The organism is Pseudomonas sp. H3_E07, assembly GCF_054668895.1.
The window spans coordinates 3,187,601-3,204,109 of sequence record NZ_CP162795.1; the positions used below are offsets into that span (position 1 = coordinate 3,187,601).

Annotated in this window: 16 protein-coding genes and 1 riboswitch; of the genes, 7 read left to right on the top strand and 9 right to left on the bottom strand. The window is 61.0% G+C overall.

Going from position 1 to position 16,509, the window contains the following annotated elements:
* Positions 1-61: 61 nt before the first annotated feature.
* On the bottom strand, positions 62-982 hold the full coding sequence (locus AB4O08_RS14505; RefSeq protein WP_010207193.1) for a LysR family transcriptional regulator: 921 nt from the start codon (positions 980-982) through the stop codon (positions 62-64).
* A 145-nt stretch (positions 983-1,127) separates the two neighbouring features.
* On the opposite strand from AB4O08_RS14505, the gene trhA reads away from it, so the two are divergent.
* A complete protein-coding gene (trhA, locus tag AB4O08_RS14510; protein WP_010207192.1) occupies positions 1,128-1,745 on the top strand; it encodes a PAQR family membrane homeostasis protein TrhA in 618 nt (205 codons plus the stop codon).
* A gap of 42 nt (positions 1,746-1,787) precedes the next feature.
* Here the strand turns inward: trhA and AB4O08_RS14515 are convergent, their stop codons facing one another.
* Positions 1,788-2,690, bottom strand: a complete 903-nt coding sequence (locus AB4O08_RS14515; protein ID WP_021492682.1) for a LysR family transcriptional regulator — start codon at positions 2,688-2,690, stop codon at positions 1,788-1,790.
* 108 nt (positions 2,691-2,798) lie between these two features.
* Here AB4O08_RS14515 and AB4O08_RS14520 point away from each other — a divergent pair, with 108 nt between their 5' ends.
* Genes AB4O08_RS14520 through AB4O08_RS14530 form a run of 3 tightly spaced genes read left to right on the top strand, consistent with a single transcriptional unit; the run spans position 2,799 to position 5,311 of the window.
* Positions 2,799-4,022, top strand: coding sequence for a D-amino acid dehydrogenase (locus AB4O08_RS14520; RefSeq protein WP_047542537.1), 1,224 nt, complete (start codon positions 2,799-2,801; stop codon positions 4,020-4,022).
* Between the two features lie 10 nt (positions 4,023-4,032).
* Positions 4,033-4,383: a RidA family protein gene (locus AB4O08_RS14525; protein ID WP_010207188.1), complete on the top strand. Its 351-nt coding sequence runs from the start codon at positions 4,033-4,035 to the stop codon at positions 4,381-4,383.
* A gap of 25 nt (positions 4,384-4,408) precedes the next feature.
* Complete coding sequence (locus tag AB4O08_RS14530; protein WP_010207187.1) at positions 4,409-5,311, top strand: transporter substrate-binding domain-containing protein; 903 nt, start codon at positions 4,409-4,411, stop codon at positions 5,309-5,311.
* Positions 5,312-5,314: 3 nt separating this feature from the next.
* Here the strand turns inward: AB4O08_RS14530 and AB4O08_RS14535 are convergent, their stop codons facing one another.
* Both AB4O08_RS14535 and AB4O08_RS14540 read right to left on the bottom strand, forming a co-directional pair.
* Positions 5,315-6,034 carry a 16S rRNA (uracil(1498)-N(3))-methyltransferase gene (locus tag AB4O08_RS14535; RefSeq protein ID WP_021492685.1) on the bottom strand — a complete coding sequence of 240 codons (720 nt, stop codon included), beginning with the start codon at positions 6,032-6,034 and terminating at the stop codon, positions 5,315-5,317.
* Between the two features lie 38 nt (positions 6,035-6,072).
* Positions 6,073-7,479 (bottom strand): adenosylmethionine--8-amino-7-oxononanoate transaminase, encoded by a 1,407-nt coding sequence (locus AB4O08_RS14540; RefSeq protein ID WP_460114191.1) that lies wholly within the window; start codon positions 7,477-7,479, stop codon positions 6,073-6,075.
* A gap of 272 nt (positions 7,480-7,751) precedes the next feature.
* On the opposite strand from AB4O08_RS14540, the gene AB4O08_RS14545 reads away from it, so the two are divergent.
* Together AB4O08_RS14545 and AB4O08_RS14550 are read left to right on the top strand one after the other, a co-directional pair.
* Entirely contained in the window at positions 7,752-8,303 is a 552-nt protein-coding gene (locus AB4O08_RS14545; protein WP_460114192.1) for a cytochrome b, read from the top strand.
* A 32-nt stretch (positions 8,304-8,335) separates the two neighbouring features.
* Positions 8,336-8,914: a YceI family protein gene (locus tag AB4O08_RS14550; RefSeq protein WP_021492687.1), complete on the top strand. Its 579-nt coding sequence runs from the start codon at positions 8,336-8,338 to the stop codon at positions 8,912-8,914.
* A gap of 223 nt (positions 8,915-9,137) precedes the next feature.
* Here AB4O08_RS14550 and AB4O08_RS14555 read toward each other — a convergent pair whose 3' ends face one another.
* The 5 genes from AB4O08_RS14555 to ahcY all read right to left on the bottom strand — a co-directional run bounded on the left by AB4O08_RS14555 (position 9,138) and on the right by ahcY (position 15,687).
* Entirely contained in the window at positions 9,138-11,018 is a 1,881-nt protein-coding gene (locus AB4O08_RS14555; RefSeq protein ID WP_010207180.1) for a DEAD/DEAH box helicase, read from the bottom strand.
* 221 nt (positions 11,019-11,239) lie between these two features.
* Positions 11,240-12,031 carry a substrate-binding periplasmic protein gene (locus AB4O08_RS14560; RefSeq protein ID WP_010207179.1) on the bottom strand — a complete coding sequence of 264 codons (792 nt, stop codon included), beginning with the start codon at positions 12,029-12,031 and terminating at the stop codon, positions 11,240-11,242.
* Positions 12,032-12,104: 73 nt separating this feature from the next.
* On the bottom strand, positions 12,105-13,187 hold the full coding sequence (locus AB4O08_RS14565) for a hypothetical protein (RefSeq protein ID WP_010207178.1): 1,083 nt from the start codon (positions 13,185-13,187) through the stop codon (positions 12,105-12,107).
* A gap of 77 nt (positions 13,188-13,264) precedes the next feature.
* The gene (gene metF / locus AB4O08_RS14570) at positions 13,265-14,110 is read right to left on the bottom strand and encodes a methylenetetrahydrofolate reductase [NAD(P)H] (protein WP_010207177.1); all 846 of its coding nucleotides are present in this window, start codon (positions 14,108-14,110) and stop codon (positions 13,265-13,267) included.
* Between the two features lie 167 nt (positions 14,111-14,277).
* Positions 14,278-15,687: an adenosylhomocysteinase gene (gene ahcY, locus AB4O08_RS14575; protein WP_010207176.1), complete on the bottom strand. Its 1,410-nt coding sequence runs from the start codon at positions 15,685-15,687 to the stop codon at positions 14,278-14,280.
* A 21-nt stretch (positions 15,688-15,708) separates the two neighbouring features.
* Positions 15,709-15,815, bottom strand: a riboswitch (S-adenosyl-L-homocysteine riboswitch).
* Between the two features lie 198 nt (positions 15,816-16,013).
* Between ahcY and AB4O08_RS14580 the strand changes: the two genes are divergently transcribed.
* Complete coding sequence (locus AB4O08_RS14580; RefSeq protein WP_010207175.1) at positions 16,014-16,418, top strand: acyl-CoA thioesterase; 405 nt, start codon at positions 16,014-16,016, stop codon at positions 16,416-16,418.
* Positions 16,419-16,509 lie beyond the last annotated feature (91 nt).

Genomic DNA, 16,509 nt, shown 5'->3' on the forward strand with positions numbered 1-16,509 from the left:
CGCTCCCACATTTGGAATGCATTTCAAGTGTGGGAGCGGGCTTGCTCGCGAAAGCGGTGTGTCAGGCTGTCACCTGTCGATTGGCATACATCCGACACTCCGCCAACAATGCCAGCAAATTCGGATCACGCTCCTTGGCCTTCAGAAACACCACGCCAATATGCTGCTGCAACCGATACCTGGGTTGCAGCGGTATCAGTTTCACGCGGTTCTCATATACGGCTGCAATCCGCCCCGGCAGCAGCGCATAACCTACGCCTGAGCTGACCATGCTCAACAGCGTGAAGATGTCATTCACCTGCATCGCCACCTTCGGCTCGAACCCTGCCTGCTTGAACACGCGGTTGCCATCCTGGTGGGTGGCGAAGCCTTGGGTGAGGGTGATGAAGGTTGCGTCACGCACGTCGGCGAGGTCGATCTCCCGCTCACGGTCGAAGGGCGAGTCGGCGGGAGTGGCGAGGAAGATATCGTCGGAGAACAGCGCGATTTGTTCGCAGTCCGGGTCGTTGGCGTGCTCGTCGAGGGAGATCAGGATCGCGTCCACTTCCATGTTCTTGAGCTTGTAGAGCAGGTCGAAGTTGGAGCCCAGGATCAGGTCGATATTGAGTTCGCTGCGGCGGATCTTCAGGCCCATGATCAGTTGCGGCACGGTTTTCACCGTCAGCGAATACAACGAGCCAAGCTTGAAACGTTCGGCGGAGAAGCCGGCCGCTTCGCGGGTCAGGCGTACGCTGTCGACCACATCGGCCACCAGTTTCTGCGCGCGTTCTTCCAATACGTAGGCGCTTTCCAGCGGCGTGAGGTTGCGCCCTTCGTGTTTGAACAGCGGGCAGCGCAGGGCGTTTTCCAGGGAGTGGATGGCGCGGTGCACGCTGACATTGCTGGTTTGCAGCTCGGCGGCGGCGCGGGCCAGGTTGCCGGTGCGCATGAACGCCAGGAAGATTTCCAGTTTCTTGAGGGTGAATTCTTCGTCGATCAGCATGGCCGTGGGCTCTTGTTCGAATGCTGTTGATTGTGCCCGCAAAACCCTCTCGCGTCCTCGGAACGTCATAAGCCGCTTGCACTCTTATGCGCAAGGCTGGACGCTTGGCAGCCAGCCCATGACGGTTACAGGAGGTCGGAGAACGATGTACCACGGGGAACGATTCAACGCCTGGAGCCATTTGCTCGGTGCTGTCGCGGCGTGCATTGGCGCCGTGTGGATGTTGGTGGTGGCAAGCCTCGACGGCAGCCCTTGGAAGATCGTCAGCGTGGCGATCTATGGCTTTACCTTGATGGTGCTGTACAGCGCTTCCACCGTGTACCACAGCGTGCGCGGGCGGCGGAAAGAAATCATGCAGAAGGTCGATCACTTTTCGATCTACCTGCTGATCGCCGGCAGCTACACGCCGTTCTGCCTGGTGACCCTGAGAGGGCCGTGGGGCTGGACGCTGTTTGGCATCGTGTGGGGGCTGGCGGTGATTGGCATCCTGCAGGAGATCAAGCCGCGCTCAGAGGCGCGCATCCTGTCGATCGTGATTTACGCGGTGATGGGGTGGATCGTGCTGGTGGCGGTCAAGCCGCTGCTCGCCGCGCTGGGCACGGCGGGGTTTATCTGGTTGGCGTCGGGCGGGGTGCTGTATACCGTCGGGATTATCTTCTTTGCCCTGGAGGACCGCCTGCGCCACTCCCATGGTATCTGGCATTTGTTTGTGATTGGCGGGAGCCTGCTGCACTTTGTGGCGATCATGCATTACGTGCTCTGACGGACAATACCTGTGATCCTCGTTGCTTCGACAGAACGGTCTCTACAGCCGCTCCAATAACTCCCGGGCGCGGTGGCCGAAGATCTCCAGCAAATTCGCCAGCATATGCGGCGGAGGCTCATCGGCGCGGGTCAGGGCGTACAGGGTGATCGGCAGCGGCGGCGTGAGCGGGCGGATGCAGGTGGTGGCCGTCGACGCACCCAACGCGGTGAACGGATCGATCACCGTCAAGCCGGCCCCGGACTCCACCATCGCGCGGGCCAGGGAATAGGTTTGCACCGAGATCGTGACCTTGGGGGGTGGGTCGACGTTTTCCAGGTAGCTATCGAGTTTCGCTGCCAGCGGGTCGGCGCTGGAAAGGCCAATCAGCGCCGTGCCTGCCAGGTCCGCCAGGGGCAATGGCTGGCTCAGTTCGGCGTCGGACCAATAGCCTTTAGACGCCAGTGCCACCAGCACACCATTGGCCAGCACTTGCGTGGTCAGCCCTGGATGGCCGGAGAAGTTGAGCGTCAACGCCAGGTCAATCTCGCGCATCAGCAGCTTCTGCACCAACTCGCGGCTATGGTCGCTGGACAGCTCGCACGCCATCTCCGGGTAATCGCGCTTCCATTCCAGGATCGCCGGCGGCAGCAGAGACAACGCCAGCGCCGGGATCGCGCCGATGCGCACACTCTGGCCCGGTGCTCGGCGCAGACTTTTGGCCAGGCGCCGCACGCCTTGCAGGCTTTCGGTGACTTTCTCCACTTCGCTTTCCAGCGCCAGGGCTTCCGGTGTGGGCTGCAATTTGCCGCGCACCCGCAGGAAAAGGGGGAAGCCCAGTTGCAATTCGGCGTGCTGCAGCACCTTGGTCACCGCCGGTTGCGACACATGCAGCAATTGCGCGGCGGCGCTAACGGAGCCGGTCTGGCGGATGGCCTGGAAGATTTCGATATGACGCAAGCGCATGGCAAGTCCATAACCTTTGTTTATAGGTGATCTATCTTTATTCATTGTCGGCAGCCTGTCACCTGCCCCTAGGCTTGAGGCCTCTGGATTTAACGGTGGGCGGCGGAAATGGTGTGCATCATTGGGGGGGGAGTGATTGGTCTGGCCAGCGCCTATGCGTTGGTGCGTGCAGGTCATGAGGTGACGCTGATCGATGCACGCGAGACCCTGGGCAGCGAGACCAGCTTTGCCAATGGCGGGCAGTTGTCCTATCGCTACGTGGCGCCACTGGCCGATGCAGGGGTGCCGCTGCAAGCCATCGGTTGGTTGTTGCGCGGTGACTCACCATTGAAACTGCGGCCGCGCCTCGACCCCCAGCAATGGCGCTGGATGGCCGCGTTCCTCGGCGCTTGCCGTGGCTCGGTGAACAAACGCAATGCCGCCCACTTGTTGCGCCTGGCGTCCCTGAGCCAGGACACCTTGCAAGTGTGGCGCGATCTCGATCGCCTGGATGGCTTCGACTGGCGGCGCAACGGCAAGCTGGTGACCTTTCGCAATGCCAACGCTTTTGAGCGCGCGCGTGGCAAGGTCACCGATATCCTGCAACAGCAGGTGCTGTCGACCGCCGATTGCGCTCGCCTGGAGCCTGCGCTGGCGGACGGTGGTTTTGTCGGTGGGATTTATACGCCGAATGAGGAAGTCGCTGATTGTCATGCCTTCTGCCAGCGGCTGGCGGCGCGATTGGAAGCGTCGGGACGTTGCCGCTTTATGCTGGGCCGAAAGGTCACCGGCATTCGCCACGCCAAGGGTAGGGTGCAGGCCATCGAATTGGGCGATGAGGTTATGCCAGTCGAACACCTGGTGCTGGCGGCTGGGTATCGCAGCGCGGAGTTGGGCGTGCCGTTGCCGCTTTACCCGCTCAAGGGTTACAGCCTGAGCGTACCGATTGGCGCGCAACACCAGGCACCGAACGTGAGCATCACCGATTACGACCGCAAGATCGTCTACGCGCGCATTGGCGAACAACTGCGGGTGGCGGCCATGGTGGATATCGTCGGCTTCGACGCCCGTCTTGAGCCCAAACGCCTGGCGCTGATGAAACGTCAGGCCTTGGAGACCTTTCCACTGGCGGGCGACTACGACCAGGCGGTGGAGTGGGCCGGTATGCGCCCGGCCACCCCGACCGGCGTGCCGCTGATCGGCGCCAGTGTCTATCGTAACCTGTGGCTGAACCTGGGCCACGGAGCCCTCGGTTTTACCCTGGCCTGTGGCAGCGGCCAGCTGCTGGCCGAGTTGATTGGCCAACACGCGCCTTCTATTGATATGCAGGGCCTGGCACCCCGCGCCGCATGAGGATGTCTGCATGACTATCACCCGCATCAGCAGTAACGAGCGCCTCTCGGGCGCAGTGACGTTCAACGACTTGGTGTTCCTCTCGGGCCAGGTGCCCGGCGATGGTCTGGACGTGGCGACACAAACCCGTGAAGTGCTGGCCAGGATCGATGCGTTGCTGGCCCAGGCGGGCAGCGACAAGGATCATCTGCTCAACGCCACGATTTACCTGAAAGACATCAGTGAAGGTTTCGCACCGATGAATGAAGTGTGGTCAGCCTGGCTGTCACCGGGTTTAGCGCCGACGCGCACCACGGTGCAGGCAGAACTGGCGCGACCGAGTGTATGGGTGGAAATCAGTGTGATCGCTGTACGTAAATGACTTCAAAGACCAACGGAGAATAACAATGAAAAAGATCCTGTTGACCGGCTGCACCCTGGGACTCTTGCTGGGCGCACAAGCCCATGCGAATCAAGCACCGCTGGACGGCACGCTGGGCAAGATCGCCAGCGCCAAGTCCATTACCTTGGGCTATCGCGATGCGTCGGTGCCGTTTTCCTACGTGGGGGATAACAGTGGCAAGCCCATGGGCTATTCGGTGGAGCTGGCGAGCAAGATTGTCGAGCGCATCCAGCAGAAAACCGGCGTGGCCACGCTTAATGTGAAATACAACCTGGTGACGTCCCAGACCCGCATCCCCTTGGTGCAGAACGGTACCGTCGACCTGGAATGCGGTTCCACCGGCGTAACCGCCGAGCGGCAGAAGCAGGTGGCGTTTTCCTACGGGTTCATCTACGTGAAGGGGCAATTGCTCACGGCCAAGGACAGCGGTATCAAAGGCTTTCCCGACCTGGCAGGCAAGAACGTGGTGACCACCGCCGGCACCACCAACGAGCGCTTCCTCAAAAGCTACAACGCCGAGCACAAGACCAACATGTTCGTGATCAGCGCCAAGGATCACGGTGAGGCGTTCAAGATGCTGGAGACCGGTCGCGCTGCGGCCTTTTACATGGATGACGCGTTGCTCTATGGCGAGCGGGCCAAGGCCAAGGACCCGCATAACTGGGTGGTGGTGGGCGAGGAGCAATCGCGGGAAATCTACAGCTGCATGTTGCGCAAGGACGACCCGCAGTTTCTTGCGGTGGTAAACGAGACACTTGGCGACCTTTACCGCAGTGGGGAGATCAACGGGATTTACCAACGCTGGTTCGAATCCCCCATTCCGCCCAAGGGCTTGAACCTGGAATTCCCGATGACCCGTGAGTTGAAGGCGATTATCGCCAAGCCCATCAGTGATCCGGTGGAGTAAGCCCTAGAAGTCGCCCCACAACTGTTGGGCGACGGCCAACGCCACCACCGGTGCCGTCTCGGTGCGCAATACACGCGGGCCGAGGCGGGCGGCGTGGTAGCCGGCGGCTTGCGCAGTGTCGACTTCCAGGTCGGTCAGCCCACCCTCAGGGCCGATCAGGAAGGCCAGGCTCGATGGCTTGGCATGGCTGACCATCGGCTCGGCCACGGGGTGCAGCACCAGCTTCAAGTCCGCTTGGGTCTGTTTCAACCAGTCCGCCAACAGCAGCGGCGGATGAATCACCGGCACCGTGGAGCGCCCGCATTGTTCACATGCGCTGATTGCCACCTGGCGCCAGTGCTGCAGGCGTTTGTCGGCGCGTTCGTCCTTGAGGCGCACTTCGCAGCGGTCGCTGAAAATCGGGGTGATTTCGCTGACGCCCAACTCGGTGGCTTTCTGGATCGCCCAATCCATCCGTTCGCCACGGGACAGGCCCTGGCCCAGGTGAATGCGCAGTGGCGATTCGGTCTGGCCGCTGAAGCTTTCCGTAAGCTGCACGGTGACGCGCTTTTTGCCGACCTCCAGCAGGCTGCCCCGGAACTCCAGGCCGGAACCGTCGAACAATTGCACGGCATCGCCTTCGCCCATACGCAATACGCGGCTGATGTAGTGCGCCTGGGCTTCCGGCAATTCGTGATCGCCGAGGCTCAGCGGGGTGTCAGTGAAGAAGCGGGACAATCTCATTTCTGTTCTCTGAAGAGGTTTACGTAGGGGTTCGTTGATCAACCCGGATCGCGGAAGCCTGGGTGGAAGTCCTTCGGCACTGCAACGCTGACGTTGCTGTGGGTGGCAATGTCGATGCCTTCGCTGGCCACTTCGGCGAGGAAGTCGATCTGCTCGGGCGTGATCACATAGGGCGGCAGGAAATACACCACGCTGCCCAATGGCCGCAACAGCGCACCGCGTTCCAAGGCGTGCTCGAACACCTTCAGGCCACGACGCTCCTGCCAGGGGTAGGCGGTCTTGGTGGCTTTGTCCTGGACCATCTCGATGGCCAGCACCATACCGGTCTGACGCACTTCCGACACGTGCGGGTGGTCCACCAGGTGCGCCGTGGCGGTGGCCATCCGCTGGGCCAGGGCCTTGTTGTTTTCGATGACGTTGTCTTCTTCGAAAATATCCAAGGTCGCCAGCGCCGCCGCGCACGCCAGCGGGTTGCCGGTGTAGCTGTGGGAGTGCAGGAAGGCGCGCAGGGTCGGATAGTCGTCGTAGAACGCGTCGTACACGTCATCGGTGGTGACCACGGCCGCCAGCGGCAGGTAACCGCCGGTGAGGGCCTTGGACAGGCACAGGAAGTCCGGACGGATGCCGGCCTGTTCACAGGCGAACATGCTGCCGGTGCGGCCGAAACCTACAGCGATTTCATCGTGGATCAGGTGCACGCCATAGCGGTCGCAGGCTTCGCGCAGCAGCGTGAGGTACACCGGGTGGTACATGCGCATGCCGCCGGCGCCCTGGATCAGCGGTTCGACGATCACGGCGGCGACGGTGTCGTGGTTGTCCGCCAGGGTCTGTTCCATGACCAGGAACATATTGCGCGAGTGTTCTTCCCAGCTCATGCCCTCGGGGCGCAGGTAGCAATCCGGGCTCGGTACTTTGATGGTGTCGAGCAGCAGCGCCTTGTAGGTTTCGGTGAACAGCGGGACGTCGCCCACCGACATCGCGGCGATGGTTTCGCCGTGGTAACTGTTGGTCAGGGTGACGAAGCGTTTTTTGTTCGGCAGGCCGCGGTTGAGCCAATAGTGGTAGCTCATCTTCAGCGCGACTTCGATGCAGGACGAGCCGTTGTCAGCGTAGAAGCAGCGGGTCAGGCCCTCGGGGGTCATTTGCACCAGGCGCTCGGACAGTTCGATCACCGGCTGGTGGCTGAAGCCGGCCAGGATCACATGTTCCAGCTGATCGACCTGGTCCTTGATGCGCTGGTTGATGCGCGGGTTGGCGTGGCCAAATACGTTGACCCACCAGGAGCTGACAGCATCGAGGTAGCGCTTGCCTTCGAAGTCTTCCAGCCACACGCCTTCACCGCGCTTGATCGGGATCAGCGGCAGTTGCTGGTGGTCTTTCATCTGGGTGCAGGGATGCCACAGCACTGCGAGGTCGCGTTGCATCCACTGGTTGTTCAAGCCCATCGGTTATCTCCTCGAAGCGGTCCCGCGGCCGGCGCAGGTAAATCAATCGCGCAAGCCTATGCAATGGACGGCTGTGTCACAACCTATTAGAGATAATTCGCAGTAAACGTAGGACGATCTGTCACGTTTCTTAGGAATAGTCCTTAATCCATCGTTAACGTACTGTGCATAATCTCAAGATCGTATTTCTCGATATTTCAAAGCGAAATTTTCGGCTTTAATTCGATAGGTAAATCGCTAGTCTTGGGCACAGCTCTTACGGGATTTGGGACATGCAGCTACGTAATTCGTCGGCCCGCTATGGTTGGGTCAGTATGGTTTTGCACTGGGGCGTAGCCTTGGTGGTGTTCGGGTTGTTCGCGCTGGGCCTGTGGATGGTCGGTCTCGACTACTACAGTGCCTGGCGCAAAGACGCGCCCGACTTGCACAAGAGCATTGGCATCACGCTGTTCGCCATCATGCTGGTGCGTATTGTCTGGCGCCTGGTCAGCCCACCGCCACCACCGCTGGCCAGCTACAGCCGCATGACCCGTATCGGTGCTGCGTTTGGCCACGCGTTCCTGTATCTCGGGCTGTTCGCCTTGATGATCGCCGGTTACCTGATTTCCACCGCAGACGGTGTCGGTATTCCGGTGTTTGGCCTGTTTGAGATTCCTGCCGTGGTTTCCGGATTACCGGACCAGGCAGATAACGCCGGCTTGGTGCATCTGTACCTGGCCTGGGTGTTGGTGGTCTTCGCCGGCTTGCACGGCGTGGCTGCGTTGAAACACCACTTTATCGATCGTGATGCGACCCTTACGAGAATGCTGGGGCGCAAAGCCTGATGTTCAACCTCGACTCACAAGGAATAGAAAGCATGTTGAAAAAGACCCTCGCTGCTCTGGCAATCGGTACTGCTCTGCTCTCCGCAGGCCAGGTGATGGCTGCTGACTACAAGATCGACAAAGAAGGCCAGCACGCCTTCATCGACTGGAAAATCAGCCACCTGGGCTACAGCTTCATCCACGGTACCTTCAAGGATTGGGACGGTACCTTCAGCTGGGATGCCGCCAAGCCAGAAGCCAGCAAAATCGCAGTCGACGTGAAAACCGCCAGCTTGTGGTCCAACCACGCCGAGCGTGACAAGCACATCGCCAGCAAAGACTTCCTGGACGTTGCCAAGTTCGCTGACGCCAAGTTCGTTTCCACCGCAGTCAAGTCCACCGGCGACAAAACCGCTGATGTGACCGGCGACCTGACCTTCCACGGCGTGACCAAGCCTGTGACCTTCAAGGCCACCTTCAACGGTGAGGGCAAAGACCCGTGGGGCGGCGAGCGTGCCGGCTTCAACGCCAAGACCACTGTCAACCTGAACGACTTCGGCATCAAAGGCCCAGGCCCGTCCTCGCAGACTGTGGACCTGGACATCTCGCTGGAAGGTGTGAAGCAGAAGTAATTTCTGTTTTTACCCAAAAAACCGGATCCTGCGATCCGGTTTTTTTATGCCAGGAATGCAATCAACGCGGGAGCTGGCTTGCCTGCGATTGCATCGACTCGGTGGGCCTGACGCGCCGAGGTGCCCGCATCGCAGGCAAGGCAGCTCCCACCGCTGATCTGTGTTGAGTCAAAAAAAAGCCCCGTCTCGAAAGAGGCGGGGCTTTTTTATGGCGCTTTGAAACTCAGCGATTGCGCGTCAGCAGCGCTGGTTTTTCACCACGAGGACGGCCTGGCAGTTGATCCAACTGCTCGGGTGTCGGGAAGCGATCAGCCTTCGACTCCTTGTGGATGATCTTTGGCGCCGGACCACCACGTGGGTTCTGCACGGCTGGCTCGGACGAACGTTGCTGGTCGTCACGGGCCGGGCGGCGGTTGTTGCTGCGCGAGTCTTCGCGGCGAGCCTGGCCATCACGCGGCGCGCCGTTACGCGGGCCATTGCGCTTGGCTGGCGGCGTACCGGTAGTGCCGCCGCTGCTGTTGCGTGGACCATTCTGACGACCACCTTGTGGCTGGCCGCCACGGGGAGCACCTGCGCCAGCGCCCTGTGCCGGGGCGCCTGGGCGACGGCCACGGCCTTGGGCCGGCTTGGCCTGGGGCACGTAGTCGACGCGGTTACCGAAGTTATCCACATCGTCGTCCAGGAACTCGTCCGGAGCACGGTCGGCAGCAGCGCGTGGCGGCTGGCTCGGCTGGCGCTGTTCGCGGGCCGGAGTGCCTTCGCGGGGCTTCTGCTCACGGGCCGGGCGTTCGCCACGGCCGCTGGCAGATTTTTCCTTGCCCTTGTCTTTGCCCTTGTCGCGACGGCCACCGCCACCCCCGCCGCCGTTCGGGCCATCGCCCTTCGGACCGCGTGGGTTGCGCGGGTTGCGCACGTCCGGACGCTCGCGCGCTTCAGGCTTCTCGGCCTCCACGGCGCTGGCATCGAAGCCCATCAGGTCGCCGTCGGCGATTTTCTGCTTGGTCATGCGTTCGATGCTTTTCAGCAGTTTTTCTTCGTCCGGTGCAACCAGGGAGATGGCTTCACCCGAACGACCGGCACGGCCGGTACGGCCGATACGGTGCACGTAGTCTTCATCGACGTTTGGCAGCTCGAAGTTGACCACGTGTGGCAATTGGTCGATATCCAGGCCGCGGGCGGCGATATCGGTGGCAACCAGGATGCGTACGGAGCCGGCCTTGAAGTCGGCCAGGGCCTTGGTGCGCGCGTTCTGGCTCTTGTTGCCGTGAATGGCGACGGCGGTGAGGCCGTGCTTGTCCAGGTACTCGGCCAGGCGGTTGGCGCCGTGCTTGGTGCGAGTGAAGACCAGCACCTGTTCCCACGCGCCGGCGGTGATCAGGTGGGCCAGCAGCGCACGCTTGTGGCTGGCGGCCAGGCGGAATACGCGTTGCTCGATACGCTCGACCGTGGTGTTCGGCGGCGTGACTTCGATGCGTTCCGGGTTGTGCAGCAGCTTGCCAGCCAGGGCAGTGATGTCCTGGGAGAACGTTGCCGAGAACAGCAGGTTCTGACGTTTGGCCGGCAGGCGGGCGAGCACCTTTTTCACGTCATGGACAAAGCCCATGTCGAGCATGCGGTCGGCTTCGTCCAGCACGAGGATTTCCACGTGGGACAGGTCGACGCTGCCTTGGCCGCACAGGTCGAGCAAACGACCTGGGCACGCGACCAGCACGTCCACACCACGGGACATGGCCTGAACCTGTGGGTTCATGCCGACGCCGCCGAAGATGCAGGCGCTGACGAACTTCAAATCGCGGGCATACAGCTTGAAGCTGTCGTGCACCTGGGCGGCGAGTTCGCGGGTGGGGGTCAGGACCAGAACACGCGGTTGGCGCGGGCCGTGACGCTGGGATTTGTCCGGGTGACCATTGGGAAACAACCGCTCCAGAATCGGGAGGGCGAAGCCGCCGGTTTTACCAGTACCTGTCTGAGCCGCAACCATCAAGTCGCGACCTTGCAACACGGCGGGAATGGCCCGCTGTTGCACCGGAGTAGGCTCGGTATAGCCCGCTGCCTCGATGGCGCGGACTAAAGCCTCGGAGAGACCGAGGGAAGCAAAGGACATGAGTAATCCTGTTTTAGTTAGGGCTTGGCCCAAAGGGATAATCTTGCCGGGCGTGAATGGCGCTTAGGGGAGCGCAACCCCGTCCGGTCCTGCTGCGTCTGGCGGGCACTCCACCGGCTCGCGCGGGCTGAAAGCTGCGCTGTAGCGGGGTTGGGTGCCTTTTTCAAGACCTCAGCGGCCGGGCGTGAGCCTGGCGGAAAGGCCGGAGTATAACAGAGCAATCACGGCGCGCTGCTTTCCTGCTGCTCAACGGTGTGTCCAGCGCCCGTAATCGCTTGGATTCCACCATATTTGGCGCTCAATGCGCTATATGCCGGTTCTTGTTTGAAGCGTTTGAGCTCGGCGGCAAAGCGTTGTACCAACAGATCCATGCCCGCGCCACGGCGCACCGCAAGGAACTGCTGCTGGCGGCTGACCACCGCCGGCGCCTGGCTGACCTTGCCTTCCAGGCCCAATGCCTTGATCACATGCTGGCCCACCCTGCGGTCCGTGATCACCAAGTCGATGCGCCCGAGCATCAATTTGCCGAAGTTGGCCTCATGGCTGGGAGCCGGTTCGTGGTTGAACAGCGCTGAATCGCTGAAGTCGGCGCCGTACAGGTAGCCCGGCGACGTGCCGACCGTAAGGCCGCGCAGGTCTTCGAGCCCTTGTACGGGGTGTGGGCGCTCATTGGCGTAGAACAGCACGAACTCCACATCCGACAGCGGTTCGCTGGGATACAGCAGCAAGGCGTCGCGCTCATGGCTGTGGAAAATGTCCAGTGCCCCGTCGGCCTGGCCCTGGTCGAGCATGGCCAGGCAGCGCTTCCAGGGCAGGAACTGCCATTGCACCTCGACGCCCAGGCGTTGGAACACGATCGCCGTGGTTTCGTAGTCCAGGCCGCGCATGGTGCCATTGTCGTCGTACACATAAGGCGCCCATGGCTCGGTGACAATGCGCAGTTTCTCGCCATAAGCGGCCAGGCTCAGGCAAGTAAAGAGGGTGGCGGTCAACAACTTGAGAATGACGGGCATGGCCTGAGGTTACGATGCTCCCGCCCTAAAGAGAAGCTCTGGCACGCGCATCCGCAGGCGGGGCTAGGTGGCGCTATTTGGCCGGCGACGTCATCAAATGCTCATAGATCGCCACGCGGCGCTTGCCGAGAATCAGGCGCACCACGGGGTTGGCGAACCAGTGTTCCAGCTGGTGGGCATCGATCGGGCGTTTCTGGCGTTCTTCCTGGTTCTGTCGGGCCTTGTCCCACCACACCGGGCCACACGCCTGGTCGAATTCATTCTCGTGCTCGTAGCAGCCATAGAGAATTTCGCGGATGAACTGCTGCTGGTGCTTGGGCAATACCAGGGTGATCAGTTTGTACAACAGGCGCTGCAGGCGGGGAGGGCGCGGCAGGTGTGAGGAGACCTGGCGAGTGTCGGCCAGTGCCAGTGCGCTGGTCGGGGCCGCCCCATGCTTGGCGATCCACGCCTTGACCTTGGCGCGAAACAGCTGCTTGCGGCTCCAGTAATGGTGGATCAGGTCCGGGCATTCGCGCACGTTGACGGTGCGATAGGCGGCGATCGACAGGCAGAATTCTTCCAGGGTGTAGGCGCCCTGGGCATGGGGGAACAGTTCGTCCATCAACTCGATGGAGCGATCGAGGATATGCGCGTCCTGTTGCGTCAGGCCCATGACCCCGGAGTTGAGGGTCATCATGTCATCGTCGGCCACGCCCATGTCCAGCAGGCGCTGGCGCAGGGCGGTGTAGAGAAGGCTTTCGTGGTTGTCGCCGTACTTGGTGTAGAAGGCGTTGCACAGCAGGGTGCCAGGCTGCACGCGCTCGAACAGGTCCATCGGTGAGTGATGGAAAAAAGTGTCGGTGTCGATCAGCATGGCCACCGGCGATTCTTCCAGCACTTGGCGCAATACCACATGCTTGGTGCGGAAGTGATAGCCGTGGGGCTCGCTCCAGCGTTTACGGGTGGCTTCGTCCAGCGGGCGTACGCGCACTGGCAAAAGGCGATAGGGCTCCGGGTTGTCGCTGAATACCTGGATGTCCACGGCGGCTTCCGGGGTGTCCTGCAGGAAGGCCAGCGCACTGGCGATGCTGAACACCGCTTCCTGGTGGTAGGTCTCGGAGCCGAAGACCAGGTAGACCAGTTGTGGGCGGGAAGTCGTGGGCACTGTATTCATGGACTGCTAGGTTCCGTGGCATGTAAAACGACGAAGGCCCTCGTAGAGACGAGGGCCTTGGCACAGCCGGACAAACTTCAGCGTGGCAGCTTGAGGTTGTTCCAGATGGCAAGGCTGGGTTCAGCCTGGTTCAGGGTATAGAAGTGCAACCCTGGCGCGCCACCTTGCAACAAATCTTCACACATAGTGCTGATGACCTGTTCGCCGAACGCCTGGATGCTCTTGACGTCGTCGCCATAGGCTTCCAGTTGTTTACGCACCCAGCGTGGGATCTCGGCACCGCAGGCGTCGGAGAAGCGTGCCAGCTTGCTGTAGTTGGTGATCGGCATGATGCCTGGCACGATCGGGATGTTCACACCCATGGCCCGTACACGCTCGACAAAATAGAAGTAGCTGTCGGCGTTGAAGAAGTACTGGGTGATCGCGCTGTCAGCGCCGGCGTTGGCCTTGCGCACGAAGTTTTGCAGATCGTCTTCGAAGTTGCGGGCCTGGGGGTGCATCTCCGGGTAGGCCGCCACTTCGATATGGAAGTGATCGCCGGTTTCTTCACGGATGAAGCTCACAAGGTCATTGGCGTAGCGCAGCTCACCGCTGGCCATGCCCATGCCGGAGGGCAGGTCACCGCGCAGGGCGACGATGCGCTTGATGCCGGCGGCCTTGTATTGGGTCAGCAGGCCGCGCAGGTCGTCCTTGCTGTCGCCCACGCACGACAAGTGCGGAGCGGCGGGAACTTTGACTTGGCTTTCCAGTTGCAACACGGTGTTGATCGTGCGGTCACGGGTCGAGCCGCCGGCGCCGTAGGTGCAGGAGAAGAAGTCGGGGTTGTAGCTGGCCAACTGCGTGGCAGTCGCCATCAGTTTTTCATGCCCAGCATCGGTCTTGGTCGGGAAGAACTCGAAGCTGTAGCGACGGTCTTGGGACATGGTCGTATCCTTGGAAACTCAAAACTGGAAGGCTTACACCGTCAATGTGGGAGCGGGCTTGCTCGCGAATGCAGTGGGTCAGTCATGATTGCTCCGACTGACACTCCGTATTCGCGAGCAAGCCCGCTCTCACACAAGCCCGCTCCGATAGGGAGAGAGCCGGTTACTTAGTAGCGGTAAGCGTGCGGCTTGAACGGACCTTCAACCGTCACGCCGATGTAGTCGGCCTGGGTCTTGGTCAGTTGAGTCACCACGCCGCCGAAGCCGCGGACCATTTCCAGGGCCACTTCTTCGTCGAGTTTCTTCGGCAGTACTTCCACGGTCAGGCGCTCGGCTTTCTGGGCCGGCGACAGGTCGGCGTACTTCTGGCCGAACAGGAAGATCTGCGCCAGTACCTGGTTGGCGAAGGAGCCGTCCATGATGCGGCTTGGGTGGCCGGTGGCGTTGCCCAGGTTAACCAGACGGCCTTCGGCCAGCAGGATCAGGTAGTCGTCGTTCTGTGGGTCGAAATCACCAGCGCCGGTGCGGTGAACCTTGTGCACCTGTGGCTTCACTTCTTCCCATGCCCAGTTCTTGCGCATGAAAGCGGTGTCGATTTCGTTGTCGAAGTGACCGATGTTGCAGACAACGGCGCGCTTCTTCAGGGCTTTGAGCATGTTCGCGTCGCAAACATTCACGTTGCCGGTAGTGGTCACGATCAGGTCGATCTTGCCCAGCAGGGCCTTGTCGATGCTGGCTTCGGTGCCGTCGTTCTGGCCGTTGATGAACGGCGAAACCACTTCGAAACCGTCCATGCAGGCTTGCATGGCGCAGATCGGGTCCACTTCGGAGACCTTGACGATCATGCCTTCCTGACGCAGGGACTGGGACGAACCCTTGCCCACGTCACCGTAGCCGATCACCAGGGCTTGCTTGCCCGACAGCAGGTGGTCGGTGCCGCGCTTGATGGCGTCGTTGAGGCTGTGACGGCAGCCGTACTTGTTGTCGTTCTTGCTCTTGGTCACCGAGTCGTTGACGTTGATGGCCGGGATTTTCAGCTCGCCCTTGGCCAGCATGTCCAGCAGGCGGTGCACGCCAGTGGTGGTTTCTTCGGTCACACCGTGGACGCGGTCGAGGATCTGCGGGTACTTCTTGTGCAGCAGCTCGGTCAGGTCGCCGCCGTCGTCGAGGATCATGTTGGCGTCCCATGGCTTGCCATCTTTGAGGATGGTTTGCTCCAGGCACCACTCGTACTCTTCTTCGGTCTCGCCTTTCCAGGCGAACACGGCGATACCGGCAGCAGCGATAGCGGCAGCGGCCTGGTCTTGAGTCGAGAAAATGTTGCAGGACGACCAGCGTACTTCGGCACCCAGGGCAACCAGGGTTTCGATCAGCACGGCAGTCTGAATGGTCATGTGGATGCAACCGAGGATCTTGGCGCCTTTGAGCGGCTGCTCAGCGGCGTACTTGCGACGCAGACCCATCAGGGCAGGCATTTCGGATTCGGCGATGAATGTTTCGCGACGGCCCCAGGCGGCGAGGGACATGTCGGCGACTTTGTAGTCGTTGAAATCTGCAGGCGTGTTTACTGCGCTCATGAAGAGCCTCCATTCGTAGTGTGCGAATGGGCGCCGTTGTGCGTTTAGTATCAGGCCAGGTGGACCAGGCCGGACAACGCCCCATCCGAGCCTGACAGGTTGAACCTGCTGCAGCGCCCCTCGGACAGGTGGCGGGAGAACGGTATCAACCAGAGATGACCGTTTTGAAACGGCGCCGATTATAGCCTTGTGCGCCAGACTTCCCAAGCCTTTCCGTCGGCCATATGAAGATCGCTGATGGGGTTGATAGGTAATGGCACATAGAGCTTGGGCCCACGCTCTGCCATGATGTTGCCCATCATTCGGCAAGACGCTTTGGAGTGACCATGAACTTCCACACCCGCAAATGGGTAAAACCTGAAGACCTCAACCCCAACGGCACCCTGTTCGGCGGCAGTCTGCTGCGCTGGATCGACGAAGAAGCGGCGATCTACGCCATTGTGCAACTGGGCAACCAGCGCGTGGTGACCAAGTACATCTCCGAAATCAACTTTGTCAGCGCCTCGCGCCAGGGCGACATCATCGAGCTGGGCATCACCGCCACTGAGTTCGGTCGCACCTCTATCACGTTGACCTGCGAAGTGCGCAATAAGATCACCCGTAAAAGCATCCTCACAGTAGAGAAAATGGTGTTCGTCAACCTGGGTGAAGACGGTTTGCCGGCACCCCATGGTCGCACCGAGATCCGGTACGTGAAGGATCAGTTCAAGGACGATAGCCTTCCCGAGTAACCCCGCAGTGGGGTGATTTGCTTTACCAAATCATTCCGTACGGATCTTTCGCAGGCGCTCTCATCACTCAGGGCCACATCCCGTAGAGAGA